Below are 22,861 nucleotides of genomic sequence, written 5' to 3' on the forward strand. Positions count from 1 at the left end.
ATAAACACTCAAAAATATTCCAAATTTTAAGCTTTAAATATTCTTGGTTAAAAATCTATAGAATAAATATCACTATGATCTGCCGGTAATGCAATTTTAATATTCCGTAAATAGTTTCGTAAACCGCTTTCGCTTTTATGTCTGGTTATTGGCATAAGCTTATAAATAATCTCTTGTTCGCTTAATCCTAATTTCTGAAGTTCGTTATACAAATCTCCAATAGCCGTATGGCGAAAACTATACAAACCATATTCCCCTCCATAACCTAATGCTTTTTTTACTTTCTTAAAACGGTTGGTAAAATGATTAACTTTAGATTTTTCTTGTTCAGGTTCCCAAATGGTAGGCTGCCCTTCATTAGTAAATAAATGATAATTGCTTGGGTAATTATCGATGTTCATATTTTCGATAATAGGCTTCATTTTCGTTATAATTTTTCGATAACTAAAAGCTTCTGTTTTAGTTTCTACTCCTAGAATCCAATCTTTTGTGTTTAAATCTTTAACTTTTAAACGAGTTATTTCTATGGGGCGTAAAATAGGATAGAGCAAAAATGAAATAAAATTTATCAAATAAGGATCGTTTTTGGATAAGTATTTTTTAATTTCTACTAGTTGAGAAGCGGTAAAAGGACGATTTTTTAAGGGTTCAGATTTTAATTTAGATATACCTTTTACAAAGTTATGCTCTATCAACCTTTTATCTTTTAATACTGTAAATAAAGCTGAAATAACTCTTCGTGTATTGTCTATGCTAGTATTTGATAATCGTTCCCCTGTAGATTTATTGATGTAATCTAGCTCTAAATAATCCATAAACTCATAAAAATCGGCTAATTTAAATTTTTCCAATGTTAAGCCGGACTTAAAATTTTGATCTGCCCAATCTAAAAAGAATTGTGATCTAAATTTATAATCGAGAGCTGTACTCTCTTTTACTTTACGGATTTTAATTTCAAGAGCATATTTAATTGCTTCTTTTAAAGTTAAATCAGTTTTTTGATTATGTTTTCTTTGGTTAGGTAATTCATTAGTTACTGGGTTCCAACCATGATCGAGAAGTTTTTGATATGCCTTTCGAAGCAATTCTCCATACAATTTTCTTTCTTTAATTGTCTTTTTTCGATTGATACCCTTTTTATACATTTTTTTGATATCTAGCTTACCTGTTTCAGGATTGCGCCATCGAAACCATACATACCAAGGATTACCGGGTGATAAAATTATCTTTTTAGTCTTTTTATCTCTTGGAATATGCAGCTTAACATCTGTATATTTCTTTTCGTCCTCCATTTCAAATGTATAAGAAGTGGGTACTGTTTTGTGTACGTTTATTAACTTTACCTCAATTTTCATAGTATTACATTGAGGGCTGAAAACGAAAAAACCCCTGAAAATACAGGGGTTTTTGAGCTTTTGTACCTTGGGTGGGAATCGAACCCACACTCTCGAAAGAACTGGATTTTGAATCCAGCGCGTCTACCAATTCCGCCACCAAGGCAATTGGACGGCAAAATTAATAAATTCTATTTACTTAATACTCTTTTTTCTAAAAAAAATCGCCCTCTATAAAATAAAGGGCGAATTAAGAAACAAAAGGATTGGTAAGTTTATAGCACCTACCTTTCATATTTTATAGTATAAAATCATGAAGCTATACACAGCCTATACCGTGCTTTACAAAAGAATTCAATTTTTAATGAATTCCAGTTAGCTATAATTAAACACTATGTAAAGTTTAGCTTTAAGAATTGTTACTTATATTATGTAAACATGAAGAAATAAGGCTCTAAAAATTCTAAAACAACATTTAGAAACAATAAAAGCCTTATAAATTATTAAAAATCAAACAAAAACTAGATAACCTATTATACTATCAGTCTAATTAAAAAGTTTATCGCTTTTCTGAGTATTTTTAAAATTCATATTTAGATTGTAAGGCATAGCGCAGTAATTCTCCTGGACCATGTAAATCTAGTTTCTTGATCATATTTTTACGATGTGTTTCAACCGTAGTTTTACCAATAAATAAAGAATCGGCAATTTCCTGATTGGTTTTACCTTTGCTAATTAACTTCAAAATTTCAATTTGCCGCTTGGTAAGTATTCCTTTACTTTCGGTTATAGAGGCTTCTGTAGTTACACTTAAATTAGGATCATAATATAATTTTCCTTCAGAAACATCTATAATCGCTTTTTCCATCTCTGATAACGAAGAATTTTTAAGTAAATATCCTGTCGCTCCGGCTTGTAGCATTTTATCAACCGCCTCGTCTTGATCGAACATACTAAAGGCTATAATACCAATCCTATCGAACTTTGCTTTTATAAGCTTTGTGGCTTCAATCCCATCCATAACCGGCATTTTAATATCGGTTAACACCACATCGGGGATGTTCTTTTCTACCAATTCTAGTAATTCCTTTCCGTTAGTTGCCTGACCAATAATCGAAATTTGATCGTGATATTTAAAATACGCTAAAATTCCATCAGCTACTGCTAAATGATCTTCTGCTAACACCAGTCGTATCATAACATTGGGATATTTAAAATTACTGTTGTTCCACCACCAGGTTGACTATCGATTTCTACTTCTCCGCCAATATGTTCTACACGTTTGATGATAGATCCCAAGCCCATACCGTTATTTTCTTTGAGTATTGAAGGATTAAAACCTTTCCCATCATCTTCTACCATAATATTTATATGATCGTCGAAAGCGGTAAGGTGAACAATTATTTCTGAAGCTTCTGCATGCTTTATTACATTGGTAATTAATTCTTGCAGTATTCTGAAAATCGTTATTTCGAGACTGGTTTCTAAACGCCTTTCCATATCGTGATCTTCGATATGAATCACTAAACTATTCCCTACTGAAACTTTAGCGGCATAATTTTTTATGGAAGGCACTAAACCTTCGCTGGTTTTAAGACTGGCGTTACGCTGATGGGCATAATTCCTGACTTGCTGATAGGTTTCATCTAACAACGAATCGGTAGTTTTAAACAATTCGTCTTGTTCATCTCGTAAACGACCTGTTTTAATTTTTAAATTCTGAAAATGCAACTTTAAGGTTGCCAATAAACCGCCCAAATTATCGTGAAGATCGTTTGCAATTTGCTGGCGTTCTTTTTCTTGTCCTTCTAGCATGGCATCCAAACCGGCAAGCTCCTGATCTTTTAATTGTTTTTCTAACTGATTTTTCTCTAAAGCCGACTGTTTTATCTGAAGTTGTTTTTTTGCCATTCGGTTACGGTACACCAAATAACTAGCGACCAATAACAGCACTAACAAAATTATACCCGAAAACAACCAAATTCGATATTGTTTTAAACGAAGATTTTCATTTTCTTTTTTCTGAACCTCGTACTTGGTTTGGATATCATAAATCGCTTTTTCCTGCTCTTTCAGATTTAAACTATCCTGATAGGCCTGGGTTAGTTTATAATATTCTAAAGCTTTAGTAGGTTTATTGGCAAGCTCGTAGGTTTTTGCCATCAAATCATATAAAAAATGCTTACGCTCTTTACGATATTGTTTCCCTAAAAGTGAATCTGCCTTTTGGTAACTGGCAATAGCCCTGTCGTACTCGCCTATTTTTTTATAAGCACTAGCAGTATTTTGATAGCTAACTTGTAGATCTTCCGATTTTCTATATAATCTTCTAGAAGTTTTAAAATAGTATAATGCTGAATCTTTATATGGTGTAAATTCGTTATGTAGTACGCCAAAATTATTAAGCATATCAGCTTCAGCTAGCGTATCTTTATCTATTATTATTAAATGCAGCGCTTTTCTGAAATAGGCAAACGAACTATCTACAGTAGCTTTCCTTGCAAAATTAACAGCAATCCGGATATAGGCTTTCCGTAGATTTTTGGGATTGTTTTGTGAAAGATGATAATCTAAATACTCGTTGATGTATTCTTCATAATGTAATTGATCACTACCAATATTTTTTACTACCTGAAATAACTCAAGATTTATCGTTGCTACCTTCTCTAAACTATCTATTGTAGTGTATAGTTTTTTGGCTTTTAATAATAAAGGATAGGCTTCTGAATCTTCCTTTCTGAATTTATAATTAGCAGCTTGTAAATAATAAAACCTAGCCTTTTGTGGAACCGATAATTTCGTGGTGTCAATTTCTGAAAGAAGATCTAAAGATATTTGATAATTATCAGCTTCTTTAGAAGCTTCCGCTTTGCCCAATAGCTCTTGCTGCGCAAAGCAGGAAACCAACCCGAAAATTAACAATCCACAAAAAGTCAGTAGTTTTTTCATTATCCCATTCCTTTTAGAACACTTTCTCCTACAGTTTCACGACCCTCAGGATCACCAATACCAACACTTGATCCCATAGGTAGCATCCATACAATTTGAAATTTAAAGTATGAACCTGTTTCACCTTCTTTTAAATTGAAAGTTACAGGTACCGTTTTTGGAACTGGTGATGGAGCTTCTTTTTTATCCCCTGTAACTGTAAGTTGGATTTTTAAAATATCTGAAACTAGTTCGCTGTTACCTATTACAACATAATCTTTATCTTTATAGTTGAAATTTTCTGGTAAAATTAGCTCAACAGTATATTCATCGCTACTCGTTTTTTGTAAATCATCCACGTAAAAAAGTGGACTTCGGTTAGGGTTACTCATAATAAAAGTATTTTGGTTTTTATTTAGCATAAAATTAACAAATATACTAACCGGAAAAAGCCCCTTTTGATTTTTACAAAAATCTTCATAAATACCGATTTTTATTAAATTTTAATAAAGAAAAAGGCATATTACCTTAAATAATTAAGTAAAAATCAATAACACATATATTTGTTGTGAATTTTATTATTATAGCCTTGTAAAAATCTTCTTGGATTTTAAAAATTCTAAAAGAAATTATCATACAAAACCACCATACACAAGCGGCTTCTCTATTAAAATAAGATATCTAAAATTAGATTTTTAGCACTTACAATGCTGGTAATTTAACTTAAATTTGTTTAGATAATTCTTGTATATTTTTCGCTATTTTAACATTACAGTAAACGAACTAAAAAATAGATTATTTTTGAAAAAGTTCCATATATCATACCAATATGTAGCAGCTTTATTAACGAAACAATTCTTACATTTAATGGTTTTTCAGCAAAAACCTCTTTTTTAAGTATTGCACCATTTGTATCGATAATAAGCTTATCTGATGTAACCGGAAATAGTCTTCCTTTTTCGTATTTCTGCACACTATAAATACCTTTTTCTCCAGATAGAAAGAGAATTGAAGTTTTACCGCATAAGCCAATTCATCATCAGTAATTTGTTGAACTTTAGCTACAGAAATGTTTTCATTTTTATCGATTTTAGCTTCACTTTCTATACGTGGTCCTCTTCTACCTCCGAAAATTTCTGTCCCCATTACAGTGCTACCCGCATCACGGTACCACTGAAAAGACCAGCATAAACCGGTAAGCGCCATAATTACGATAAAAATGCAAGAATAAAAACCTAATATTGTGTGAATCGTGGTTTATATGCTTCCAGTTAGCCGAAAATTTTATCTTAAATCCAGGTTTTAGGGTTTTCCACTTTATTTTTTTCTTCGGAAACCAAAGCATAATACCACTAATTGAAATTAGTAGAAAAATTATAGTAGAAACACCAACTATTGGTCTCCCGATTGAAGAATCTAACAATAACCAACTATGTAGTTTAAAAACTGAAAAGAAGAATTCGTCTAATGAGGATTTTATATTGAATCTCTAATCTCCATCATTTTTAGCAGGAATTGTTGCTCCACTAAGCATTCCTTCATCTTTTAATTTTTCAGTTAACTCCTCTATAGATAATTTATCGCCTTCGGCTTCAATTGTAAATTCTTCAGTAAAAAATACTTTAATTTCATCATCAAATATAAGGAAGGTTTCACTCAGGCAAATAATAAACTCTACGAATTAAAACTAATGGCGTTTTAAAATATATCTTAAATACTGTTAGCACTTACCAGCGAATAACTAAACTTTTGGCATTTTATTAAGAAGTTGTATCTTCGAGGCTATTACCTATACTTCTTATGTCTCAATTTTGGTTATATCTTAATTTAGGTCTAGAACATGTGCTGGACTGGAATGCTTACGATCATATATTATTTTTAATTGCAATGGTCGCCTCATATACATTTAATTCCTGGAAACGTGTACTTTGGCTCGTAACAACGTTTACCATAGGGCACACTTTGGCACTTTTCTTATCGACATACGAAGTTGTGATTGTAAATACTGCTTGGGTAGAATTTTTAATCCCGATTACTATTATGGTTACGGCTTTTTACAACATTTTTACGGCAAGTAGCAAAGAGAAAAGTGGAAGTGCTAATTTATTATATTTCACCACTGCTTTTTTTGGTATTATTCATGGCTTAGGATTTTCTACTTATTTCAAAATGTTAAGCAATGGATTTTCTTCTAAAATTGCTCCTTTATTTGAATTTGCACTTGGTATAGAATGCGCACAGGCTATTGTAGTTTTCTCTGCATTGATATTGGCTTTTATTGGACAAAACTTTTTTAAAATTTCAAAGAGAGATTGGATTTTGGTAATTTCTGCAATTGTTATTGGTATTATTCTTCCAATCCTAAGAGATAACTTTCAAGCTATATAAAATGGTAAGTGTTTGCTCGAGTATTTTTAATATTTTAGCTACGTTTACCGCTAATTGTTTAGAAGATAAAAATGCAACACGCAAAACAGCTCAAATACGATAAAGCCTATTTAAGAATTGCTCGAGAATGGGGTAAATTATCGCACTGTAACAGGAAAAAAGTTGGTGCCGTTATCGTAAAAGATAGAATGATTATATCTGATGGATATAATGGTACCCCCAGTGGTTTTGAAAATTATTGCGAAGATGAAGAAGGTTACACCAAATGGTACGTATTACATGCCGAGGCCAATGCTATTTTAAAAGTTGCAGCTTCTACCCAATCTTGTATGGGAGCTACTTTATATATTACGTTATCACCTTGTAAAGAATGTAGCAAACTTATTCACCAAGCAGGTATTACCAGACTGGTATATGCCAAAAAATATAAAGATAATAGCGGGCTAGAATTTTTAGAAAAAGCCGGTGTTGAAATTGTCTATATAAGCAATTTTGAAGATTGAAAAACAAACAATATATATACACGCCATTACTATTAGGAATTGCATGTGCTATAGGTGTTCTTATAGGAGGAAAAATTAATTATTCTTCTAAAGAACTATTCTCGAATAATCCTAAAAAAGAAAAATTAAATCGGTTAATCGACTATATTGATTATGAATACGTAGACGATGTAAATACTGATAGTATTGTTGATGTTACTGTAAATGATATTTTAAGCAAACTAGATCCGCATTCGGTATATATTCCCAAAAAAGAATACAAAACAGTTGCACAAAATATGAGAGGTGATTTTGTAGGAATTGGAGTCAGTTTTTACACGATAGAAGATACCATTGTAGTTATCCAACCTATAAAAGGTGGACCTAGCGAAAAAGCAGGTATTCAAGACGGAGACCGTATTCTGTATGTTAACAAAACGCCACTATTTGGTAGAGGTATAGCTTCAGATTCTCTTACTAGTTTTTTACAAGGTAAAGCCGGATCTAAAATAACATTAACCGTAAAACGCCCAGGACAAGAAGAATTACTAGATTTTAAAATTAAACGTGATAAAGTTCCATTAAAAAGTGTAGATGCCGTTTATATGCTGAATAAGACTGTTGGCTATATTAAAATTAACCGATTTGCAGAATCTACTTACAGCGAATTTCAATCTGCTATTAAGGCTTTAGAATATGCGGGTGCTAAAGAGATCACATTAGATCTAAGAGATAATCCTGGCGGATATTTAACGGAAGCTATCGATATTGCCGATGAATTTTTAAAAAAAGGAAAATTAATTCTATTTACTAAAAATAAAAGCGGTGCTATTGAAAAGACATTTGCTGAAAGAGATGGCGATTTTGAGAATGGACATGTATATGTGTTAATTAACGAAAATTCGGCTTCTGCAAGCGAAATTGTTACCGGAGCCCTTCAAGACAATGACATAGGTACTATAATCGGCCGCCGTTCTTACGGAAAAGGTTTAGTGCAACGAGAAATGGATTTAGGAGATGGTAGCGCAGTAAGGCTAACCATTGCTCGTTACTACACGCCAACAGGGCGTTCCATACAAAAACCTTATGTACTTGGGCAAAAAGATTATTTTAAAGACTACGAAAAACGCTATGAAAATGGCGAATTAAAAAGTGCCGACAGTATTAAAGTTAACGATTCGCTACAATTTAAAACACCAAAAGGAAAAATAGTATATGGTGGCGGTGGTATTATTCCAGATATATTTATTCCTAAAGATATTGATATAGAAAGAGAGCATATTCGAATTCTCCTAAATCAAGGTTTTTTAAGCCGATTCGTTTTTAATGAGCTTGAAAAAAATAGGCCGTACTACAATAATTTATCGGAAACTGAATTTATAAACGAAGTAGAAATTACCGATGATGTTTTAAAAGAGTTAAAAAATTACGGAGAAGAATTAGGCCTAAGAATTAACATTCCCAATTATCGCGATTTAATGAAACAATATTTAAAAGCGATTATGGCCCAACAATTATTTGGTTCTACTCTTTACAATAAACTAAAAAATGAAGGAGACCCTATGATTAATAAAGTGCTTGAGCTCTCTAAAAAAAAGGAGAATCAATAAAATCCTAAGCTAATTTATCGTGTACTTTTGTTTGCACACCATCATTCCAATCTGTTAATATATCCGTAGCTACCGCTGCCCCACTTCCGCAGGCAATTGCATATTGGCTTCTCCAACCGGCTAAAGTCCCTGCTACATATAAATCAGGTAATACTAAATGATCTTGATTTATTAATTGAACTCGATTTTTATCGGTTTTGGCTTTTTTATGAGGAATTATATATTTTTCCAGGCCTCTTATTTTAAACGTATCGCTATAACCAATAGCAACTACTACTTTTTGAGTTTTATATTCATTCTCTTTATTAGTAGTAATTAGATATTTCCCATCTTCTAATTTTTCGATGGCAACAACTTTCTCTTTATCGATTTGTCGAACTCCAGGATACAGAGCTTGTAAATGTTGCGGTCCGTTTTGTAGAATATCTTTCGCGGCAGTTCCCGAAGGAATTCCTAATACGTTATTAAAAAGTGCATTTTGTAAATCTGAAGATCGCTGATGCATAAAAATGCCGACTTTTTTATTTTCTCCAAACTTTTTAGATAATCCAGATCCAACAACTAATGCGCAAGACATTCCTGCAGCACCGCCACCAACAATTAATAAATCGTACTCCATTCAGGCTAGCTATTATGTTTTTTTGCAATTGTTCTAGAAACAAGTAAAATACTCATCAAAACAATTACACAAAGTGCTGCTAAAATGGCAACAAGTGCACCTCCACTTTCATCTTCAAAAAGGTGATTAATATCTAAAATGGTTATACCATAACCAATAAGCACCACTGCCAAAAATATTATTGTATAAATTAAGTACTTAATCATTTAAATAAATTCTGAATGTTAGAGGCGAAAAGTTTTACCGCGATAGCTAATAAAATAACACCAAATATTTTTCGAATGATATTTATTCCCTGGTTACCTAAAATACGCTCTATTTTACCAGAAGCTTTTAATACCACATATACAAATATAATATTGATTATGATAGCAACAATAATATTTATGGTTTGATATTCTGCCCGTAAGGATATTATAGAGGTCATCGTCCCTGCACCTGCAACTAGCGGAAAAGCTAAAGGCACTATTGAGGCCGTTTCCGGAGCATCATCTTTATAAAGTGTAATTCCCAAAATCATTTCTAAAGCCAAGAAAAATAAAATAAAAGCCCCGGCTACAGCAAATGAATTTACATCAATACCAATTAAATTTAAAATCTCTTTCCCTAAAAAAAGAAACAAAATCATTAATAAACCTGCAACTATTGAGGCCTTCTCACTTTCTACATAACCTACTTTTTTTCGTAAATTTATAATTATTGGGATACTCCCAATAATATCGATAACCGCAAACAAGATCATCCCTGCGGTGAAAATTTCTTTAAAATTTAATTCTTCTAACATTTTTTTCGGCAAAAGTAATTTTTCCTTTCAATTCTTATTTTAAAAATTTATAATATTTTTTAAAATACCACAGTCTTTATTTTTAAAAATGATTGACGCTTGTATATTTGTGGCATGTTTCAACTAGGAAAAACTTTAATTTCAGAAGAGATTCTGAAAAACGAATTTGTTTGCAATATTAGCGCTTGCAAAGGAGCTTGTTGTGTAGATGGTGATGCTGGTGCTCCAGTTTCAGAAGAAGAACGCGCTATTTTAGAAGAGATTTACCCAAAAGTAAAACCTTTTCTTAGAGAAAAAGGTATTGAAGCTATAGAAGAGCAAGGTACTTACATTACTACAGAAGATGGTGAAATTGAAACACCACTTATAGATGGAGCTGACTGTGCGTATGTAACTTTTGACGAGAAAGGAACTGCTTTATGCGGTATTGAGCAAGCTTACAATCAAGGAGAAATAGATTGGAAAAAGCCAGTTTCTTGCCATTTATATCCAGTACGCGTACAGGAATATTCAGAATTTGCTGCGGTAAATTACCATAAATGGCATATTTGTGATGATGCTTGTTCTCTAGGTGAAGAATTAGGTGTGCCTATCTATAAATTTACTAAAGATGCACTTATCCGAAAATTTGGAGAAGATTGGTATATGGCTTTAGAAAAAGTAGCAGAAGAACTCGAAGCTAAATAAACACTATGAATTGGGAACAACTTTTATCTTTAAAACGCTTTGGAGACACCAATAAACGGCTTCGAAAAGAACAAAATGAAACACGATTAGGTTTTGAAGTTGATTACGACCGTATTATTTTTTCTTCTGCATTTAGAAGCCTTCAAGATAAAACTCAAGTTATCCCACTTTCCAAAACCGATTTTGTCCATACTAGGCTTACCCATAGTTTAGAAGTATCGGTAGTAGGTAGATCGTTAGGGCGACTTACCGGACAAAAAATACTACAGAAGCACCCTCATTTAAAAGAAACACATGGCTACCAAATGAACGATTTCGGAGCAATTGTAGCAGCAGCAGCATTAGCTCACGATATTGGAAATCCGCCCTTTGGCCATTCCGGAGAAAAAGCTATAGGTGAATATTTTTTAAATGGAAATGGAAAACGCTTTAAAGATCAACTTAGCGAAGCTGAATATCAAGACCTGATAAAATTTGAAGGTAATGCTAATGGATTTAAGATTTTAACTGAAAATAAACCAGGTATTAGTGGAGGGCTTCGATTATCGTATGCCACTTTAGGAGCATTTATAAAATACCCTAAAGAATCGTTACCCCATAAACCAACATCAAATATTGCAGATAAAAAATTTGGATTCTTCCAAAGTGAAAAAGAAATTTTTGAAGAAATATCCAAAGAATTAGGGCTGATAAAAACCGGAAATGATGCTAATATTAGTTTTAGCCGACATCCTCTAGCCTTTCTAGTTGAGGCTGCAGATGATATTTGTTATACTATTATCGATTTTGAAGATGGAATCAATTTAGAGCTTATCGATGAAGAATATGCTTTAGAATATCTTATTAATTTGGTGAAAAATTCAATTTCTACTGAAAAATATCATTCTTTAGAAAGCACTGCGGATCGGTTAAGCTATTTAAGAGCTTTAGCCATTAATACACTTATTACAGAAGCTGCTGAATTATTTTTAGAAAATGAAGAATCTATTCTAGCGGGTGAATTTCATGAATCTTTATTTGACAGAAGTCGATACGAAGCACAAATTAAAGATATTATTAAAATTAGCCGTGAGCGAATTTACCAAAGTGAAGAGGTAATCGATAAAGAAATCGCTGGCTATAAAATGGTTGATACCTTGTTAAATACCTACACAAATGCCTTTTTACCGGAACCTCAACATAAAGGATCTAACTTTACCAGCTTAGTATTAAAATCGGTTCCTAAATTACAGTTTTTAGAAAATGAAAAGTCTATTTACAAAAAACTAATACAAATTTGCTCGTATACCGCTTCTTTAACCGATGGATTTACAGTAGCTTCCTTTAAAAAGTACCAAGGTTTAAGTCTATAAGCAGTTTAAAAGACATAGGTGAAGCCTATACCTAAAAACTGTTTCCATTGTACTCGAGGTCCTAAGGTTTCTAAATCACCATCTCCATTTACATCTTCTTTATATTTAGTATCGTTATCATATAGAAGATGAGAACCAATATTAGCTTTTACAAAATCGTTAACCTTCATATCAAGACCCACTTGCCAATCTATATCAATATTTCCAAAGTCATTTAAATAGTCCGAGTATAAACTTATTTGGCTATTCAATATAATATTAGGAAACACTTGTTGTTTAATATCACTAGTTACTAAAAATCCAAATTCTGTACGTACCTTACCTCCTTCTTTTAATAAATTCCCATCATCATCGTACTCGGCAGGCTCCACCCCAAATGCTCCTTCATTAGCTAAACGCTGATCTAATACAAAAGTAGATTTTTCGGTCACCGGAGAGATATAAGCATTTAAATCTCTGCTAGGGTGCGAAAATTGAGTACCAATACCAATTAGTAAATAACCCGGAGCCATAAATTTGGAAATCGCATTCTCGGTATTCGGGTATTTATACCCATTAGTAAATTGCGATTTAAAATCTAAATTTGCTGAATAATACCAGTTATCTGTAGAATCGCTTCGGTAACCAAATGTAGTTTTAAAATGAAGTCGATCATCAGACTTTCGTAAGGATTGACCTTCTTGTGCATTTAAGCCATATCGAACGGATAGATAATTCTTCCAACTTGTTAACTTCTTTTTATAGTTACGCTCAAACTCTCCATGAAATAATGATGATATTGAATTATTACCACCGGCACTCCAATTAACAAAAGCGACTTCGTTTATATTAATTCCTACAGTGTTATTTTTAGACCAATAAACTATTACTGGATCTACATCGGCAGAATCTTGCGTTACTTGGAGAGAGTCCTTACTAGAAGTACTCTGAGACAAGCCTACTGTAGTAAAAGCGCATAAAATTACTAGGATTAAACAATTAGTTAACCAGGTTTGCATTGGTGTATTTAGATTTTTCGGATATTACAAAAATATAATTTACAATTCAGTTTTCAATTCCTCTTCTATAGATTTAACGTCGATATTTGAAATTTCTTGTAATTCATCTATACTACCATGTTCAATAAACTGATCGGGAATTCCTAGAATTTTAATTTTTATGTAATATTGGTGCAATTGTGCAAATTCTAAAATAGCAGATCCAAACCCTCCTTTTTTAACACCATCTTCTATAGTAACCAAAGTACTATATCGTTGGCAAATTGAATGTAGCAGTTGTTCATCTAACGGTTTTACAAAACGCATATTATAAAGACCAATAGTAGTTTCACTTTTTAAATTCTGAATAGCTTTTTTTGCATTCTTCAAAAGAACTCCAAAGACTAAAACAGCAATTTTGTTTCCTTTTTGGATACATTGGGCCTTTCCAATTGGTAAAGCTTCAAAAGAGACTTGCCAATTTAAAAACTCTCCGATACCTCTAGGATACCGAATAGCTAATGGCTTAGAAATTCCTAATTGTGCTGTATACAATAACTGCCGTAACTCAATTTCGTTAGCAGGAGCTGCAATAATTAAATTAGGGATTGCCCGCAAAAAAGCAATATCAAAAACTCCGTGATGGGTTGCTCCATCTTCTCCTACTAAACCTGCTCGATCTATACAAAAAACAACCGGTAAGTTTTGCAGTGCAACATCATGAATTAATTGATCGTAAGCTCGCTGTAAAAATGTAGAATAAATCGTACAAAAAACAACAAAGCCTTGAGTTGCCATACCCGCTGCAAGCGTTACCGCATGCTGTTCAGCAATACCAACATCGAAAGCTCGTTCTGGGTAAGCTTCCATAAAATACTTTAAGGAACTACCCGTAGGCATTGCTGGGGTAATACCTATAATTTTTTTATTAGTTTTAGCCAATTCTACTAGCGTATATCCAAAAACATCTTGATACTTAATTGGAGATTGTTTATTTGGTTTAGGTAATAACTCTCCAGTATCTGGTGAGAATTTTCCGGGTGCATGGTACGTAACCTGATTTTCTTCTGCTTTCTGCAAACCCTTCCCTTTTCTAGTTATTACATGTAAAAATTTAGGACCCTTTATTTTTTGTAGACTCTTTAAGGTACGCAATAACGTAGGTAAATCATGGCCATCTATAGGGCCAAAATACGTAAAATTTAAAGCTTCTATTATAGTATCTTGGTTGGGCTTTTTCCCTATTTTGGCTTTTGTAAAATAATTTTTTAGTGCACCAACGCTTGGATCGATTCCTATAGCATTATCATTTAAAATCACCAATAAATTTGCAGTATTAACACCAGCATGGTTTAATCCTTCAAAAGCCATTCCCGAGGCTATAGAAGCATCTCCTATAACTGCTATATGTTGTTTATTTACCTCTCCTTTTAATTGAGAGGCTATAGCCATGCCTAATGCAGCAGAAATAGATGTTGAAGAATGTCCTACTCCAAATGAATCATATTCGCTTTCTTTTCGTTTTGGGAATCCGCTAAGTCCATTAAGTTGCCTATTAGTTTCAAAATTATTTTTTCGCCCCGTAATTATTTTATGCCCGTATGCCTGATGGCCTACATCCCATACTAATAAATCCTTAGGCGTATTAAAAATATAATGCAAAGCCAGTGTTAATTCAACTACTCCTAAACTTGCTCCTAAATGACCTTCTTTAGCAGCAACAATCTGTATAATATAATGTCGTAACTCTTTAGCTACTTGAGGTAAAGTCTTTTCAGGTAGTTTCCGTAAATCGGAAGGAAACTCAATACTATTTAAAAACTGGTATTCCATAGAATCGCAAATTTAGAAGTAAAAAGCACTAATTTCATAATATACCTAAGCTTATTAGCAAGATAGTTTTTATATTGGCTTAAAAAGAGGTTTTGATACAAGTATTCGATGACCAATATTTTATGAAAAAAGCTTTAGAGGAAGCTTATATTGCTTACGAGGCAAACGAAATACCTGTTGGAGTTGTTGTTGTTGTGAAAGATAAAATTATTGCCCGATGCCACAATTTAACCGAGACATTAAACGATGTTACTGCTCATGCAGAAATGCAAGCTATTACAGCTGCTGCAAGTTTTTTAGGAGGAAAATATCTTCGTAATTGTACAATGTATGTAACCTTAGAGCCTTGCCAAATGTGTGCCGGTGCTTTATATTGGAGCCAATTATCCAAATTGGTATTTGGAGCTCCCGACACACACCGAGGTTATCGTAAATTTGGCGTACAGTTACATCCAAAAACTGTTGTGAAAAATGGAATTATGGAAAATGAATGCAGCGAATTACTCAAGCGCTTCTTTATTGAAAAAAGGAATCTAAACTAAACAACTCCTCTAGAATTTTGCATAATTTTTGGTATTCATCAAAATGAACTGTTATAAATAGTTAAAACTTATTTCGTATTTCTTTTTTTTTTGAAATTTTACCTTCTATAAAAATTCCAACGGAAGATTTTTCAAAAAATATGAATACAATTACTACTCGCTCTTCAAAAAAAACATATGGTTTATTTAGTTTTAAGGTTACGCTCCTAATTTTGGCTATATGTTCAATAGCTAATCTTCAAGCTCAAGAAGTTTCTCAAACTTTTTATTTTACTGGTAATACAGGCACTCAGCAAACTCCATATACAAAAAAAGTACTCTCTGCAATTACAAAAATGTCACAAAACGACAGTAAAGCTACTTTTGTAGCTCTGGGAAATATTACTAGTAGAGAGGGATTCCCCGCTGATAAAAAAGAACGGAAAAAGGCAAAAAAATGGTTAAGGGAATCGCTTATGGATCCGTTAGCAGATTTTAATGGACGTGTAATTTATACTCCTGGAAAAAACGAATGGAACAAAGAAGGTCACGAAAATATCGATGATATGGAGTCATTTATTCAAGATAACAGCAAAGCTGAATTTTGGCCAAATGACGGTTGTGTACGTGAAATTGAAGATTTAGATACCGATAATGTTGAATTACTGATGATTGATTCGCAGTGGTTTCTAGAAGATTGGGATCGGCATCCTTACATCAATAATAAGTGTGATATTAAAAGCCGAAAAGACTTTTTTGTAAAGTTTAGTGATGATATGAAGGATGAACAAAATAAAACCGTAATTGTGACTATTCATCATTCAATATTAAGCAATACTCGTCTTAGCTTTTTTGAAAAAATGGGAGGTTTTAAAAAAGAAGATTTTTATAGTGACCAACGGAAAGAACTACGTGGAAAACTAGAAACTCTAGCTAGTATGTTCCCAGATGTTATTTTTGTTTCTGCTAGCGATAATAACCTACAATATCTTTCAGATGATGGTATTCCACAGATAATAAGCGGCACAGCGAGTAAGCACACTCGTAAATCGAATCCTGATAAAGAAGAAGGACAATTTGGTTCTAAAGATCATGGTTTTGCTAAATTAACAGTTTATGAAGACAACACATCAACAGTTACTTTTTACTCCGTAGAAGAAAATACTCCTAAAGAGTTATTCACTACACAAATTCGTAGTAAACAAACTAAAATGGATGAAGTATCTTATCACAACTTAGATACCTATCCATCAACTAAAAAAAGTTCTATATATACAGAGGAAGAAACTACAAAAACGGGATTCTATAAGTTTTTATGGGGAGATCATTACAGAGATGTTTACAGCACTAAAATTGAAGCTCCTGTTTTGAATTTAGATACATTACAAGGCAATCCAAAAGCTATTACAGAAGGAGGAGGTCATCAATCACGTTCTTTACGGATTAAAAATAATAATGGTAATGAGTATACATTGCGTGAATTGCGTAAAAGTGCGCTTCGTTTTATACAATCTGCCATAAAAAATCATTATGTAGAAGATTATATGCGCAATACAATAGCGGAACGTATTGTACAAGATTTTTATACTACAGCACATCCTTATGCACCATTTGCACTAAACCCTATATTCGACACTCTTAATATTTTAAATGCTGAGCCTAAAATATATTATCTACCAAAACAAAAAGAATTAGGAAAATTCAATAAAGGTTACGGAGACAAATTATACATGCTAGAAGCTCATGCCGGAGATGAAAATAAAGACTTTGAATTATTCGGAAAACCGGATGATATTATTAGTACTACCGATCTATTAGAAGATTTAAAAAAATCGAATGAAGCATATGTTAGTGAAGATGAATTTTTAAAAATTCGATTAATGGATATACTTATCGGAGATTGGGATCGGCATTACGACCAATGGAGATGGGCAGAGCATAAACAGGAAAACGGCCGTAAAAAATATATCCCTATCCGACGAGATCGAGACCAAGCATTTCCTAAATATGATGGTATTATAATTGCGCTATTAAAAGCCGGTTTCACCGATTTTAGGCCTATGCAAAGTTACAGTTCAAATTTTAAAAATTTAAAATGGTTAAATAGTGCCGGATATCCGTTAGATCAAACTATTCTGAAAAATTTAGAATGGAAAGAATGGAAAAATCAAGTTGAATTTATCCAAAATAAATTAACTGACGAGCTAATTGATAATGCTTTTAAAACGCTTCCAAAAGCAGCACAAGACGAAACAATAGAAGAGATTAAGACAGAGATGAAAGCGCGTCGTGACAAACTATTAACTGCTGCTCGAGATTATTACGAATACCTAAGCAGCTTTCAGATACTAGTAGGTACCGAAGACGACGACACCTTCCTAATTACCCGAAAGCCTAATGGCATAACCCGTATTCAAATTCAGAAAGAAGATAGTACACTTTCCGATTATTCATACTCTAAAGATTTAACTAAAGAAATATGGCTATACGGGTTAGACGGAGAAGATAAATTTAAAATTGTAGGAAATGGTAACCATCCAATTAAGTTAAAAGTACTTGGTGGCGAGAATAACGATACCTACGATTTTGAAAATTCTAGAAATGCCAAAGTATACGATTACAAGAGCAAGAAAAATAGTATTGATGATAATGCCCGAAAATGGCTTGTAGATAGCTACGATATTAACATGTACAATCCTGGAAAAAGAAAGTACGACGAAAACACATTTTTCCCTAGTATCGGATTTAATCCAGATGCAGGCTTTAAGGTAGGCCTTTCAGATACTTACACTCGCTATGGCTTAGCTAACAATCCGTTTGAATCGCAACACAAATTTGGAATAAATTACTACGCTGCTACTAACGGATTTGAATTTTCCTATTCTGGAGAATTTGCTCATATTTTTTACAAATGGAATTTCGGAATCGAAGCTCGTTTAACATCTCCAAATTATTCAATCAATTACTTTGGGAATGGAAATAATTCTACTTACGACGATGATGCTGTAGATCGCGATTATAACAGAATCGGAATTGCAGAAAAAAAACTAGCTCCATCCCTAATTTATCGAAATGGTAGCGGTATTAAATTCAGCATAAAACCTTCTATAGAATCGTATGATGTAAAATATAATAATGACGAAGCTACCGGTGAGTTTTTTACAGAAGAGAATGATCTTTTTGAAGAACAATGGTATGCCGGTGGAGAATTAGATTTTCAGTATAAAAACAAATCTGGAGAAATTTCATTTATTCGCCGTGGAATGCAGTTCGATCTAAGTTCAGGCTATAAAAGAAATATTGACGAATACGATAATGAGTTTGCTTACTTAAAACCGTCTATTTCTTTAGATTACCCACTACATCCAAGTGGTTTAGTTGTGTTAGCAACAAAAATTGGTAGCGAAATGATATTTGGTGATAATTATGAATTTTATCATGCAGCTACTTTAGGTGGTAACCGAAGCTTACGAGGTTTCCGTAACGAACGTTTTAACGGAAAAACATCATTTTATCAAAGTACTGATTTACGAGTGGGAATTACAAAATTTAGAACTAACTTTGTACCCATACGAATGGGAGTTACCCTCGGCTTTGATTATGGAAGGGTGTGGACAGAAAACGACGATTCAGAGAAATGGCATAATAACTTTGGTGGTTCAGTATTCATTAATGGTTTTAATGCTCTCTCTGGTAATTTAGGACTATATCATAGCGACGAAGGTAACAGAGTCATGTTTACGCTAGGATTTAATTTCTAAAAAAACCACATAATGCAAATTATTGAACCTGTTTTTAGCTACATCGAGTTTTACGAATGGACCCTACAACTAGTTGAAAACAAACAAACATCCGGAGAAGAACAAACGGAAAAGCTTATTGAATATACGGCACTTAATGCCAAAAGAATGAAGCGAATTTCCAAAACAGCCAAGATTATTCCGGAATTAGAAAATTTAGTTTCTGAATTAGATAAACCACAAGTTTGGTATTTAATTACCGAGGCATGGTGCGGAGATAGCGCACAAAACTTACCGGTAATTGGTAAAATTGCTGCAGCAGGAGATAAAATTGACTTGCGAGTAATATTACGCGATAAAAACCCGGAGTTTATGGATAAATACCGTACAAATGGAAGCAAATCTATCCCAAAACTTGTTGCTTTTTCTGAAGAAGGAGTTGAATTGTTCACGTGGGGACCTCGTCCAGAACCTGGACAAGAAATATTAAGAGATTGGAAAGAAAATCCAAATGGGCGTGACCATGATGATTTTGCGAAAGAACTGCATGGTTGGTATGCTAAAGACAAATCGCATACTATTCAACATGAATTTTTAAACCTTATTAAAGGTGTAAAATAATAAAACCTGAATTATTAATAAGGTTTTGGTACTTAACTTAAAAAAATGCACATTCTAAATTAGAATGTGCATTTTTTATATAGTATTATATATAGTGCAAATAATTACTTCATTGCTCTATAATCAAACTTTTGTCCTCCTACGGAAAGTTCCACCATTGCTCCTGCTTTTGGCATGGTTACAATTGCTCTTCCATTAGAAAACTCTACCGATTTGGATTTTCCTTTTTCTATTGCTACAGCAGAAACATCTCCTGAAAATTTATAATCTCCTTTTTTAAATTTAGCTAATTCAGATGGTGTTTGAAAAAGTATGGCTTGACGAAATGCTTGTCCTCCTATTTGTAAACCTATATCAACTTGTCTTAACTCAGCAAAACCTACTACTTTTCCATTTTCAAAAAGTACTCCATTACCGGCTGCTCCTCCTAAAATATAAGCACCTTTTCCTACATTTGGAAAAATCACATAGGCTTCAGCTTTATCAAATAATCCAGCCATTTCAGGTTGTTGCTCTATAAAAGCAGCTTTAGATTCTTTTGCATCATTAATTAATTCTTGTTGTTCTTCAGTTTGCGCCAATAAATTTCCGGAAAATAGTAGCATAAAAATTCCTACCATTCCTAGCATGTACATGTTCCTTCTTTTCATAACTTTTATTTTTCTTTCTTTCAAAAGTAAAAAGCAAGAACAGAAACGGCTGTTAATCTGTTGTTATTTCACGTATGTTTAGCTTTTATGCAAGAATAAAAAAAAGTTGTAATAACTAAAAATCAATAAATCAACCTTTATTTTTAGTATGTTTTTGTGAAATCTTCAGGAACCAAAATAATAAAATTACCGGACTTTTTTTGGTTATTTTTAATAAGCGCCAATTCATTATTTTCACTTGAAAAAGCCGCAACCACTGCCACTTTTATATCAGGTTGCTGTTTTTTTAGATACCAATATATTCCACCAAAATCTTTACTATGAAAATTGCCATTAAAATGAATAAAAAGTCCGTTTTCAGGCAAATTCTTGATAATTTCAGTAGCCATTGTGGCATCTTTTAAAGCCTGAGCTTCTACAAAGTTCATAGCATTTCCTTGCATTCCATGACCACTCATCATCCCTAACATTTCAGCGTAACCCGGGGTTATGGTATCAACTTCTATGGGTAATGGAGCCATATATTTTTTTGCTTGTTCAGAAAAAGTAGTTAAACTATCGATTCCGAATTTAGAAACAACTGTAGCATAACGTCTAGGCACGTTAGTAGCAATAAATGGAAGTTGTTTTGTTTTGGCAAATTCAACCAGTGGTTTATAATCAGTTTTATAATTTGTCCATAATCGCATTTCCTCTTCAAAACGATTTTGTGGAATCTGTCCTTTTAAATATTCATCTAAAATAAGTTGATTATCAGTTTCAAACATTTCTGCTCCCAGCACTAAGTTTTTATCAATTTTATATAATTGCTGAACCGTTTTTAATTGAAGCCAATGTAGTACCGGATGATCGTGTAATTCGCCAAAAAGTACAACATCGTAATTCGATAAACTATCTACCAGTTTTGGAAAAGAAACAGTTTCTTCAGTTTCAGTATATATTTTGTAAACAGGTATATCTTGCCCATAACTACTTACAGTAACGAAAAGAATAAGTAGCAAAAAGATTGATTTTTGATACATAGAATAGATTTTTTTCAAAATAACTAAAAAAATCCCTACCGCTTCCGGTAGGGACTACTAAAAACAAACTAAAATAACACACAATAAAATTTTACTCTAAAATATCATATCTCAATTGAGGATAGCCACGCTCTCCACTTTCGCTCATAAGAGCGGTAAATTGTAATTTATAATAATTCCCTTCTACATCTTTTATCACATAATAACGATCCGTTTTAAGCCGCGTATCTGTTAGGCCTGCTATTCGCCAGCTGCTACCAATTAAGTTTCTATCGGTAAAATTCAACTCTGCTTCTTCAACATTGGCTAAGGTAAACTCGTCGTAAGATGGTGCTTCTGTTGGTTGTGGTGTAGCGTCTTCTCCTTCTCCCGGCTCTTCAGTTAATACCGTATACACACCTACTCCGTTTGTAGTATTATGTAGTACATAATCGGAATAGGTTACTCCTGCTGCTATATTGCCCATACTTCCGTAATATGAGAATACGCTGGTAAAATTTAAATCCCACTCGTTTTTAGCCGGCTCTACAGTAACTTGCTTTCCATTAGCCAAACTAAATGGCACAAAATTATAGGCCTCATCTTTGGCTATTTTAACTTCAGTATGCGAAGTTTCATTTAAAGGTGCGTATTGCAAAACATAGCTACCATCTTGCATAAAAACTTTAACTTTATAAAATCCGCGGTTCTCGCCAGCTGTATTGATACTTTCAAGCTCAGCAGGCTCTTCCGGAATTTCTTTTCCTAAGGAAACCACATACACTTCAGCTTCGGCTTCTGTAGTAGCAATAACGCCAAGCGCTGTTTTGTCTAAATCGCCATCTGAACTATCGGTAAAAGCAATATCATTTTCTAGATTTCCGTACATTTCATAACCTACAGGTAACCCAGCTATTAATTCTTCTACTGTAGAAACACTAACATCAATAGTAGAAAAGGTAGTAGGATTTAATGATTTTAGATCCATTTCGGATTGTAACGTAGTTGTTTCTGTAACCGCATCAATATCCGTAAAGCCTTCTATACGTGCTGCAGAAACAAGAATAGAATTGTTCAGTATTACTCGATTTTCAGAACTTACAAAACCAAGCTCCCAGGCATCTCGGCGAACCACGGTAGTTTCTTTTGTACTTAAGTCGATATAAACCTGATTTGGTTCTGTAGAACCACCCGCTTCTACATCTAACACAGCGCTCTCTACAGCAGGAATTTCTATTTCTCGGGCTACATCATCGTCGTCGCTACAGCTAAATAGCACAAAACACAGGCAGCATAATTGAAGTAACATATTTTTTTTCATGGAAAGTTATATT

At 33.2% G+C, this 22,861-nt stretch carries 20 protein-coding genes, 1 tRNA gene and 1 pseudogene; 8 read left to right on the top strand and 14 right to left on the bottom strand.

Annotated elements, in window-relative coordinates; translation table 11 throughout:
• Nucleotides 1–47: 47 nt before the first annotated feature.
• The 6 genes and pseudogenes from ACN0WI_RS04065 to ACN0WI_RS04090 all read right to left on the bottom strand — a co-directional run bounded on the left by ACN0WI_RS04065 (nucleotide 48) and on the right by ACN0WI_RS04090 (nucleotide 5,685).
• Complete coding sequence (locus ACN0WI_RS04065) at nucleotides 48–1,355, bottom strand: site-specific integrase (RefSeq protein WP_417885348.1); 1,308 nt, start codon at nucleotides 1,353–1,355, stop codon at nucleotides 48–50.
• 63 nt (nucleotides 1,356–1,418) lie between these two features.
• A tRNA-Leu gene (locus ACN0WI_RS04070) sits at nucleotides 1,419–1,500 on the bottom strand.
• Between the two features lie 414 nt (nucleotides 1,501–1,914).
• Nucleotides 1,915–2,532 (bottom strand): response regulator, encoded by a 618-nt coding sequence (locus tag ACN0WI_RS04075; RefSeq protein WP_417885349.1) that lies wholly within the window; start codon nucleotides 2,530–2,532, stop codon nucleotides 1,915–1,917.
• Nucleotides 2,529–4,283: a sensor histidine kinase gene (locus ACN0WI_RS04080; RefSeq protein ID WP_417885350.1), complete on the bottom strand. Its 1,755-nt coding sequence runs from the start codon at nucleotides 4,281–4,283 to the stop codon at nucleotides 2,529–2,531. Before ACN0WI_RS04080 ends, ACN0WI_RS04075 begins: the two co-directional genes overlap by 4 nt.
• Entirely contained in the window at nucleotides 4,283–4,654 is a 372-nt protein-coding gene (locus ACN0WI_RS04085; protein ID WP_417885351.1) for a hypothetical protein, read from the bottom strand. The genes ACN0WI_RS04080 and ACN0WI_RS04085 overlap by 1 nt, the downstream gene beginning before the upstream one ends.
• Nucleotides 4,655–5,126: 472 nt before the next feature.
• A pseudogene (locus ACN0WI_RS04090) lies at nucleotides 5,127–5,685 on the bottom strand (PepSY domain-containing protein).
• A 377-nt stretch (nucleotides 5,686–6,062) separates the two neighbouring features.
• Here ACN0WI_RS04090 and ACN0WI_RS04095 point away from each other — a divergent pair.
• The 3 genes from ACN0WI_RS04095 to ACN0WI_RS04105 all read left to right on the top strand — a co-directional run bounded on the left by ACN0WI_RS04095 (nucleotide 6,063) and on the right by ACN0WI_RS04105 (nucleotide 8,742).
• On the top strand, nucleotides 6,063–6,650 hold the full coding sequence (locus ACN0WI_RS04095; RefSeq protein ID WP_417885352.1) for a HupE/UreJ family protein: 588 nt from the start codon (nucleotides 6,063–6,065) through the stop codon (nucleotides 6,648–6,650).
• Between the two features lie 71 nt (nucleotides 6,651–6,721).
• Nucleotides 6,722–7,153, top strand: a complete 432-nt coding sequence (locus ACN0WI_RS04100) for a deoxycytidylate deaminase (protein WP_417885353.1) — start codon at nucleotides 6,722–6,724, stop codon at nucleotides 7,151–7,153.
• Nucleotides 7,150–8,742: a S41 family peptidase gene (locus ACN0WI_RS04105; RefSeq protein WP_417885354.1), complete on the top strand. Its 1,593-nt coding sequence runs from the start codon at nucleotides 7,150–7,152 to the stop codon at nucleotides 8,740–8,742. Before ACN0WI_RS04100 ends, ACN0WI_RS04105 begins: the two co-directional genes overlap by 4 nt.
• A gap of 4 nt (nucleotides 8,743–8,746) precedes the next feature.
• Here the strand turns inward: ACN0WI_RS04105 and ACN0WI_RS04110 are convergent, their stop codons facing one another.
• The 3 genes from ACN0WI_RS04110 to ACN0WI_RS04120 are packed head-to-tail and all read right to left on the bottom strand — an operon-like array spanning nucleotide 8,747 to nucleotide 10,145.
• On the bottom strand, nucleotides 8,747–9,361 hold the full coding sequence (locus ACN0WI_RS04110) for an FAD-dependent oxidoreductase (protein ID WP_417885355.1): 615 nt from the start codon (nucleotides 9,359–9,361) through the stop codon (nucleotides 8,747–8,749).
• A 5-nt stretch (nucleotides 9,362–9,366) separates the two neighbouring features.
• On the bottom strand, nucleotides 9,367–9,567 hold the full coding sequence (locus ACN0WI_RS04115) for a hypothetical protein (protein WP_417885356.1): 201 nt from the start codon (nucleotides 9,565–9,567) through the stop codon (nucleotides 9,367–9,369).
• Nucleotides 9,564–10,145, bottom strand: a complete 582-nt coding sequence (locus ACN0WI_RS04120; RefSeq protein WP_417885358.1) for a MarC family protein — start codon at nucleotides 10,143–10,145, stop codon at nucleotides 9,564–9,566. Before ACN0WI_RS04120 ends, ACN0WI_RS04115 begins: the two co-directional genes overlap by 4 nt.
• A gap of 114 nt (nucleotides 10,146–10,259) precedes the next feature.
• On the opposite strand from ACN0WI_RS04120, the gene ACN0WI_RS04125 reads away from it, so the two are divergent.
• Both ACN0WI_RS04125 and dgt read left to right on the top strand, forming a co-directional pair.
• The gene (locus ACN0WI_RS04125; protein WP_417885359.1) at nucleotides 10,260–10,832 is read left to right on the top strand and encodes a DUF3109 family protein; all 573 of its coding nucleotides are present in this window, start codon (nucleotides 10,260–10,262) and stop codon (nucleotides 10,830–10,832) included.
• Nucleotides 10,833–10,837: 5 nt separating this feature from the next.
• Nucleotides 10,838–12,184 carry a dGTP triphosphohydrolase gene (gene dgt / locus ACN0WI_RS04130; protein ID WP_417885360.1) on the top strand — a complete coding sequence of 449 codons (1,347 nt, stop codon included), beginning with the start codon at nucleotides 10,838–10,840 and terminating at the stop codon, nucleotides 12,182–12,184.
• Between the two features lie 5 nt (nucleotides 12,185–12,189).
• Here the strand turns inward: dgt and ACN0WI_RS04135 are convergent, their stop codons facing one another.
• Together ACN0WI_RS04135 and dxs are read right to left on the bottom strand one after the other, a co-directional pair.
• A complete protein-coding gene (locus ACN0WI_RS04135; protein WP_417885361.1) occupies nucleotides 12,190–13,182 on the bottom strand; it encodes a DUF3078 domain-containing protein in 993 nt (330 codons plus the stop codon).
• Nucleotides 13,183–13,221: 39 nt separating this feature from the next.
• Nucleotides 13,222–14,994 carry a 1-deoxy-D-xylulose-5-phosphate synthase gene (gene dxs / locus ACN0WI_RS04140; protein ID WP_417885362.1) on the bottom strand — a complete coding sequence of 591 codons (1,773 nt, stop codon included), beginning with the start codon at nucleotides 14,992–14,994 and terminating at the stop codon, nucleotides 13,222–13,224.
• Between the two features lie 92 nt (nucleotides 14,995–15,086).
• Between dxs and ACN0WI_RS04145 the strand changes: the two genes are divergently transcribed.
• The 3 genes from ACN0WI_RS04145 (at nucleotide 15,087) to ACN0WI_RS04155 (ending at nucleotide 19,876) form a co-directional block, all read left to right on the top strand.
• Complete coding sequence (locus ACN0WI_RS04145) at nucleotides 15,087–15,536, top strand: nucleoside deaminase (protein WP_417885363.1); 450 nt, start codon at nucleotides 15,087–15,089, stop codon at nucleotides 15,534–15,536.
• Between the two features lie 140 nt (nucleotides 15,537–15,676).
• Nucleotides 15,677–19,276, top strand: coding sequence for a metallophosphatase (locus ACN0WI_RS04150; protein WP_417885364.1), 3,600 nt, complete (start codon nucleotides 15,677–15,679; stop codon nucleotides 19,274–19,276).
• 12 nt (nucleotides 19,277–19,288) lie between these two features.
• Nucleotides 19,289–19,876 carry a thioredoxin family protein gene (locus tag ACN0WI_RS04155; protein ID WP_417885365.1) on the top strand — a complete coding sequence of 196 codons (588 nt, stop codon included), beginning with the start codon at nucleotides 19,289–19,291 and terminating at the stop codon, nucleotides 19,874–19,876.
• Nucleotides 19,877–19,980: 104 nt separating this feature from the next.
• On the opposite strand, the gene ACN0WI_RS04160 is transcribed toward ACN0WI_RS04155, so the two are convergent.
• From ACN0WI_RS04160 to ACN0WI_RS04170, 3 genes are all read right to left on the bottom strand, one after another.
• A complete protein-coding gene (locus ACN0WI_RS04160; RefSeq protein WP_417885366.1) occupies nucleotides 19,981–20,526 on the bottom strand; it encodes a hypothetical protein in 546 nt (181 codons plus the stop codon).
• A 143-nt stretch (nucleotides 20,527–20,669) separates the two neighbouring features.
• The gene (locus ACN0WI_RS04165; protein WP_417885367.1) at nucleotides 20,670–21,548 is read right to left on the bottom strand and encodes a ChaN family lipoprotein; all 879 of its coding nucleotides are present in this window, start codon (nucleotides 21,546–21,548) and stop codon (nucleotides 20,670–20,672) included.
• A 91-nt stretch (nucleotides 21,549–21,639) separates the two neighbouring features.
• A complete protein-coding gene (locus tag ACN0WI_RS04170; protein WP_417885368.1) occupies nucleotides 21,640–22,848 on the bottom strand; it encodes an HmuY family protein in 1,209 nt (402 codons plus the stop codon).
• Nucleotides 22,849–22,861 lie beyond the last annotated feature (13 nt).

This window comes from Zunongwangia sp. (assembly GCF_048269745.1).
In the GTDB taxonomy this organism is placed as follows: Bacteria; Bacteroidota; Bacteroidia; order Flavobacteriales; family Flavobacteriaceae; genus Zunongwangia.

Coding starts and splice junctions, on each gene's coding strand:
- ACN0WI_RS04115 (WP_417885356.1), bottom strand. CDS start 9,567: ATGATTAAGTACTTAATTTATACAATAATATTTTTGGCAGTGGTGCTT.
- ACN0WI_RS04110 (WP_417885355.1), bottom strand. CDS start 9,361: ATGGAGTACGATTTATTAATTGTTGGTGGCGGTGCTGCAGGAATGTCT.
- ACN0WI_RS04165 (WP_417885367.1), bottom strand. CDS start 21,548: ATGTATCAAAAATCAATCTTTTTGCTACTTATTCTTTTCGTTACTGTA.
- ACN0WI_RS04150 (WP_417885364.1), top strand. CDS start 15,677: ATGAATACAATTACTACTCGCTCTTCAAAAAAAACATATGGTTTATTT.
- ACN0WI_RS04095 (WP_417885352.1), top strand. CDS start 6,063: ATGTCTCAATTTTGGTTATATCTTAATTTAGGTCTAGAACATGTGCTG.
- ACN0WI_RS04075 (WP_417885349.1), bottom strand. CDS start 2,532: ATGATACGACTGGTGTTAGCAGAAGATCATTTAGCAGTAGCTGATGGA.
- ACN0WI_RS04120 (WP_417885358.1), bottom strand. CDS start 10,145: ATGTTAGAAGAATTAAATTTTAAAGAAATTTTCACCGCAGGGATGATC.
- ACN0WI_RS04155 (WP_417885365.1), top strand. CDS start 19,289: ATGCAAATTATTGAACCTGTTTTTAGCTACATCGAGTTTTACGAATGG.
- ACN0WI_RS04080 (WP_417885350.1), bottom strand. CDS start 4,283: ATGAAAAAACTACTGACTTTTTGTGGATTGTTAATTTTCGGGTTGGTT.
- ACN0WI_RS04125 (WP_417885359.1), top strand. CDS start 10,260: ATGTTTCAACTAGGAAAAACTTTAATTTCAGAAGAGATTCTGAAAAAC.
- dgt (WP_417885360.1), top strand. CDS start 10,838: ATGAATTGGGAACAACTTTTATCTTTAAAACGCTTTGGAGACACCAAT.
- ACN0WI_RS04100 (WP_417885353.1), top strand. CDS start 6,722: ATGCAACACGCAAAACAGCTCAAATACGATAAAGCCTATTTAAGAATT.
- dxs (WP_417885362.1), bottom strand. CDS start 14,994: ATGGAATACCAGTTTTTAAATAGTATTGAGTTTCCTTCCGATTTACGG.
- ACN0WI_RS04160 (WP_417885366.1), bottom strand. CDS start 20,526: ATGAAAAGAAGGAACATGTACATGCTAGGAATGGTAGGAATTTTTATG.
- ACN0WI_RS04170 (WP_417885368.1), bottom strand. CDS start 22,848: ATGAAAAAAAATATGTTACTTCAATTATGCTGCCTGTGTTTTGTGCTA.
- ACN0WI_RS04065 (WP_417885348.1), bottom strand. CDS start 1,355: ATGAAAATTGAGGTAAAGTTAATAAACGTACACAAAACAGTACCCACT.
- ACN0WI_RS04135 (WP_417885361.1), bottom strand. CDS start 13,182: ATGCAAACCTGGTTAACTAATTGTTTAATCCTAGTAATTTTATGCGCT.
- ACN0WI_RS04085 (WP_417885351.1), bottom strand. CDS start 4,654: ATGAGTAACCCTAACCGAAGTCCACTTTTTTACGTGGATGATTTACAA.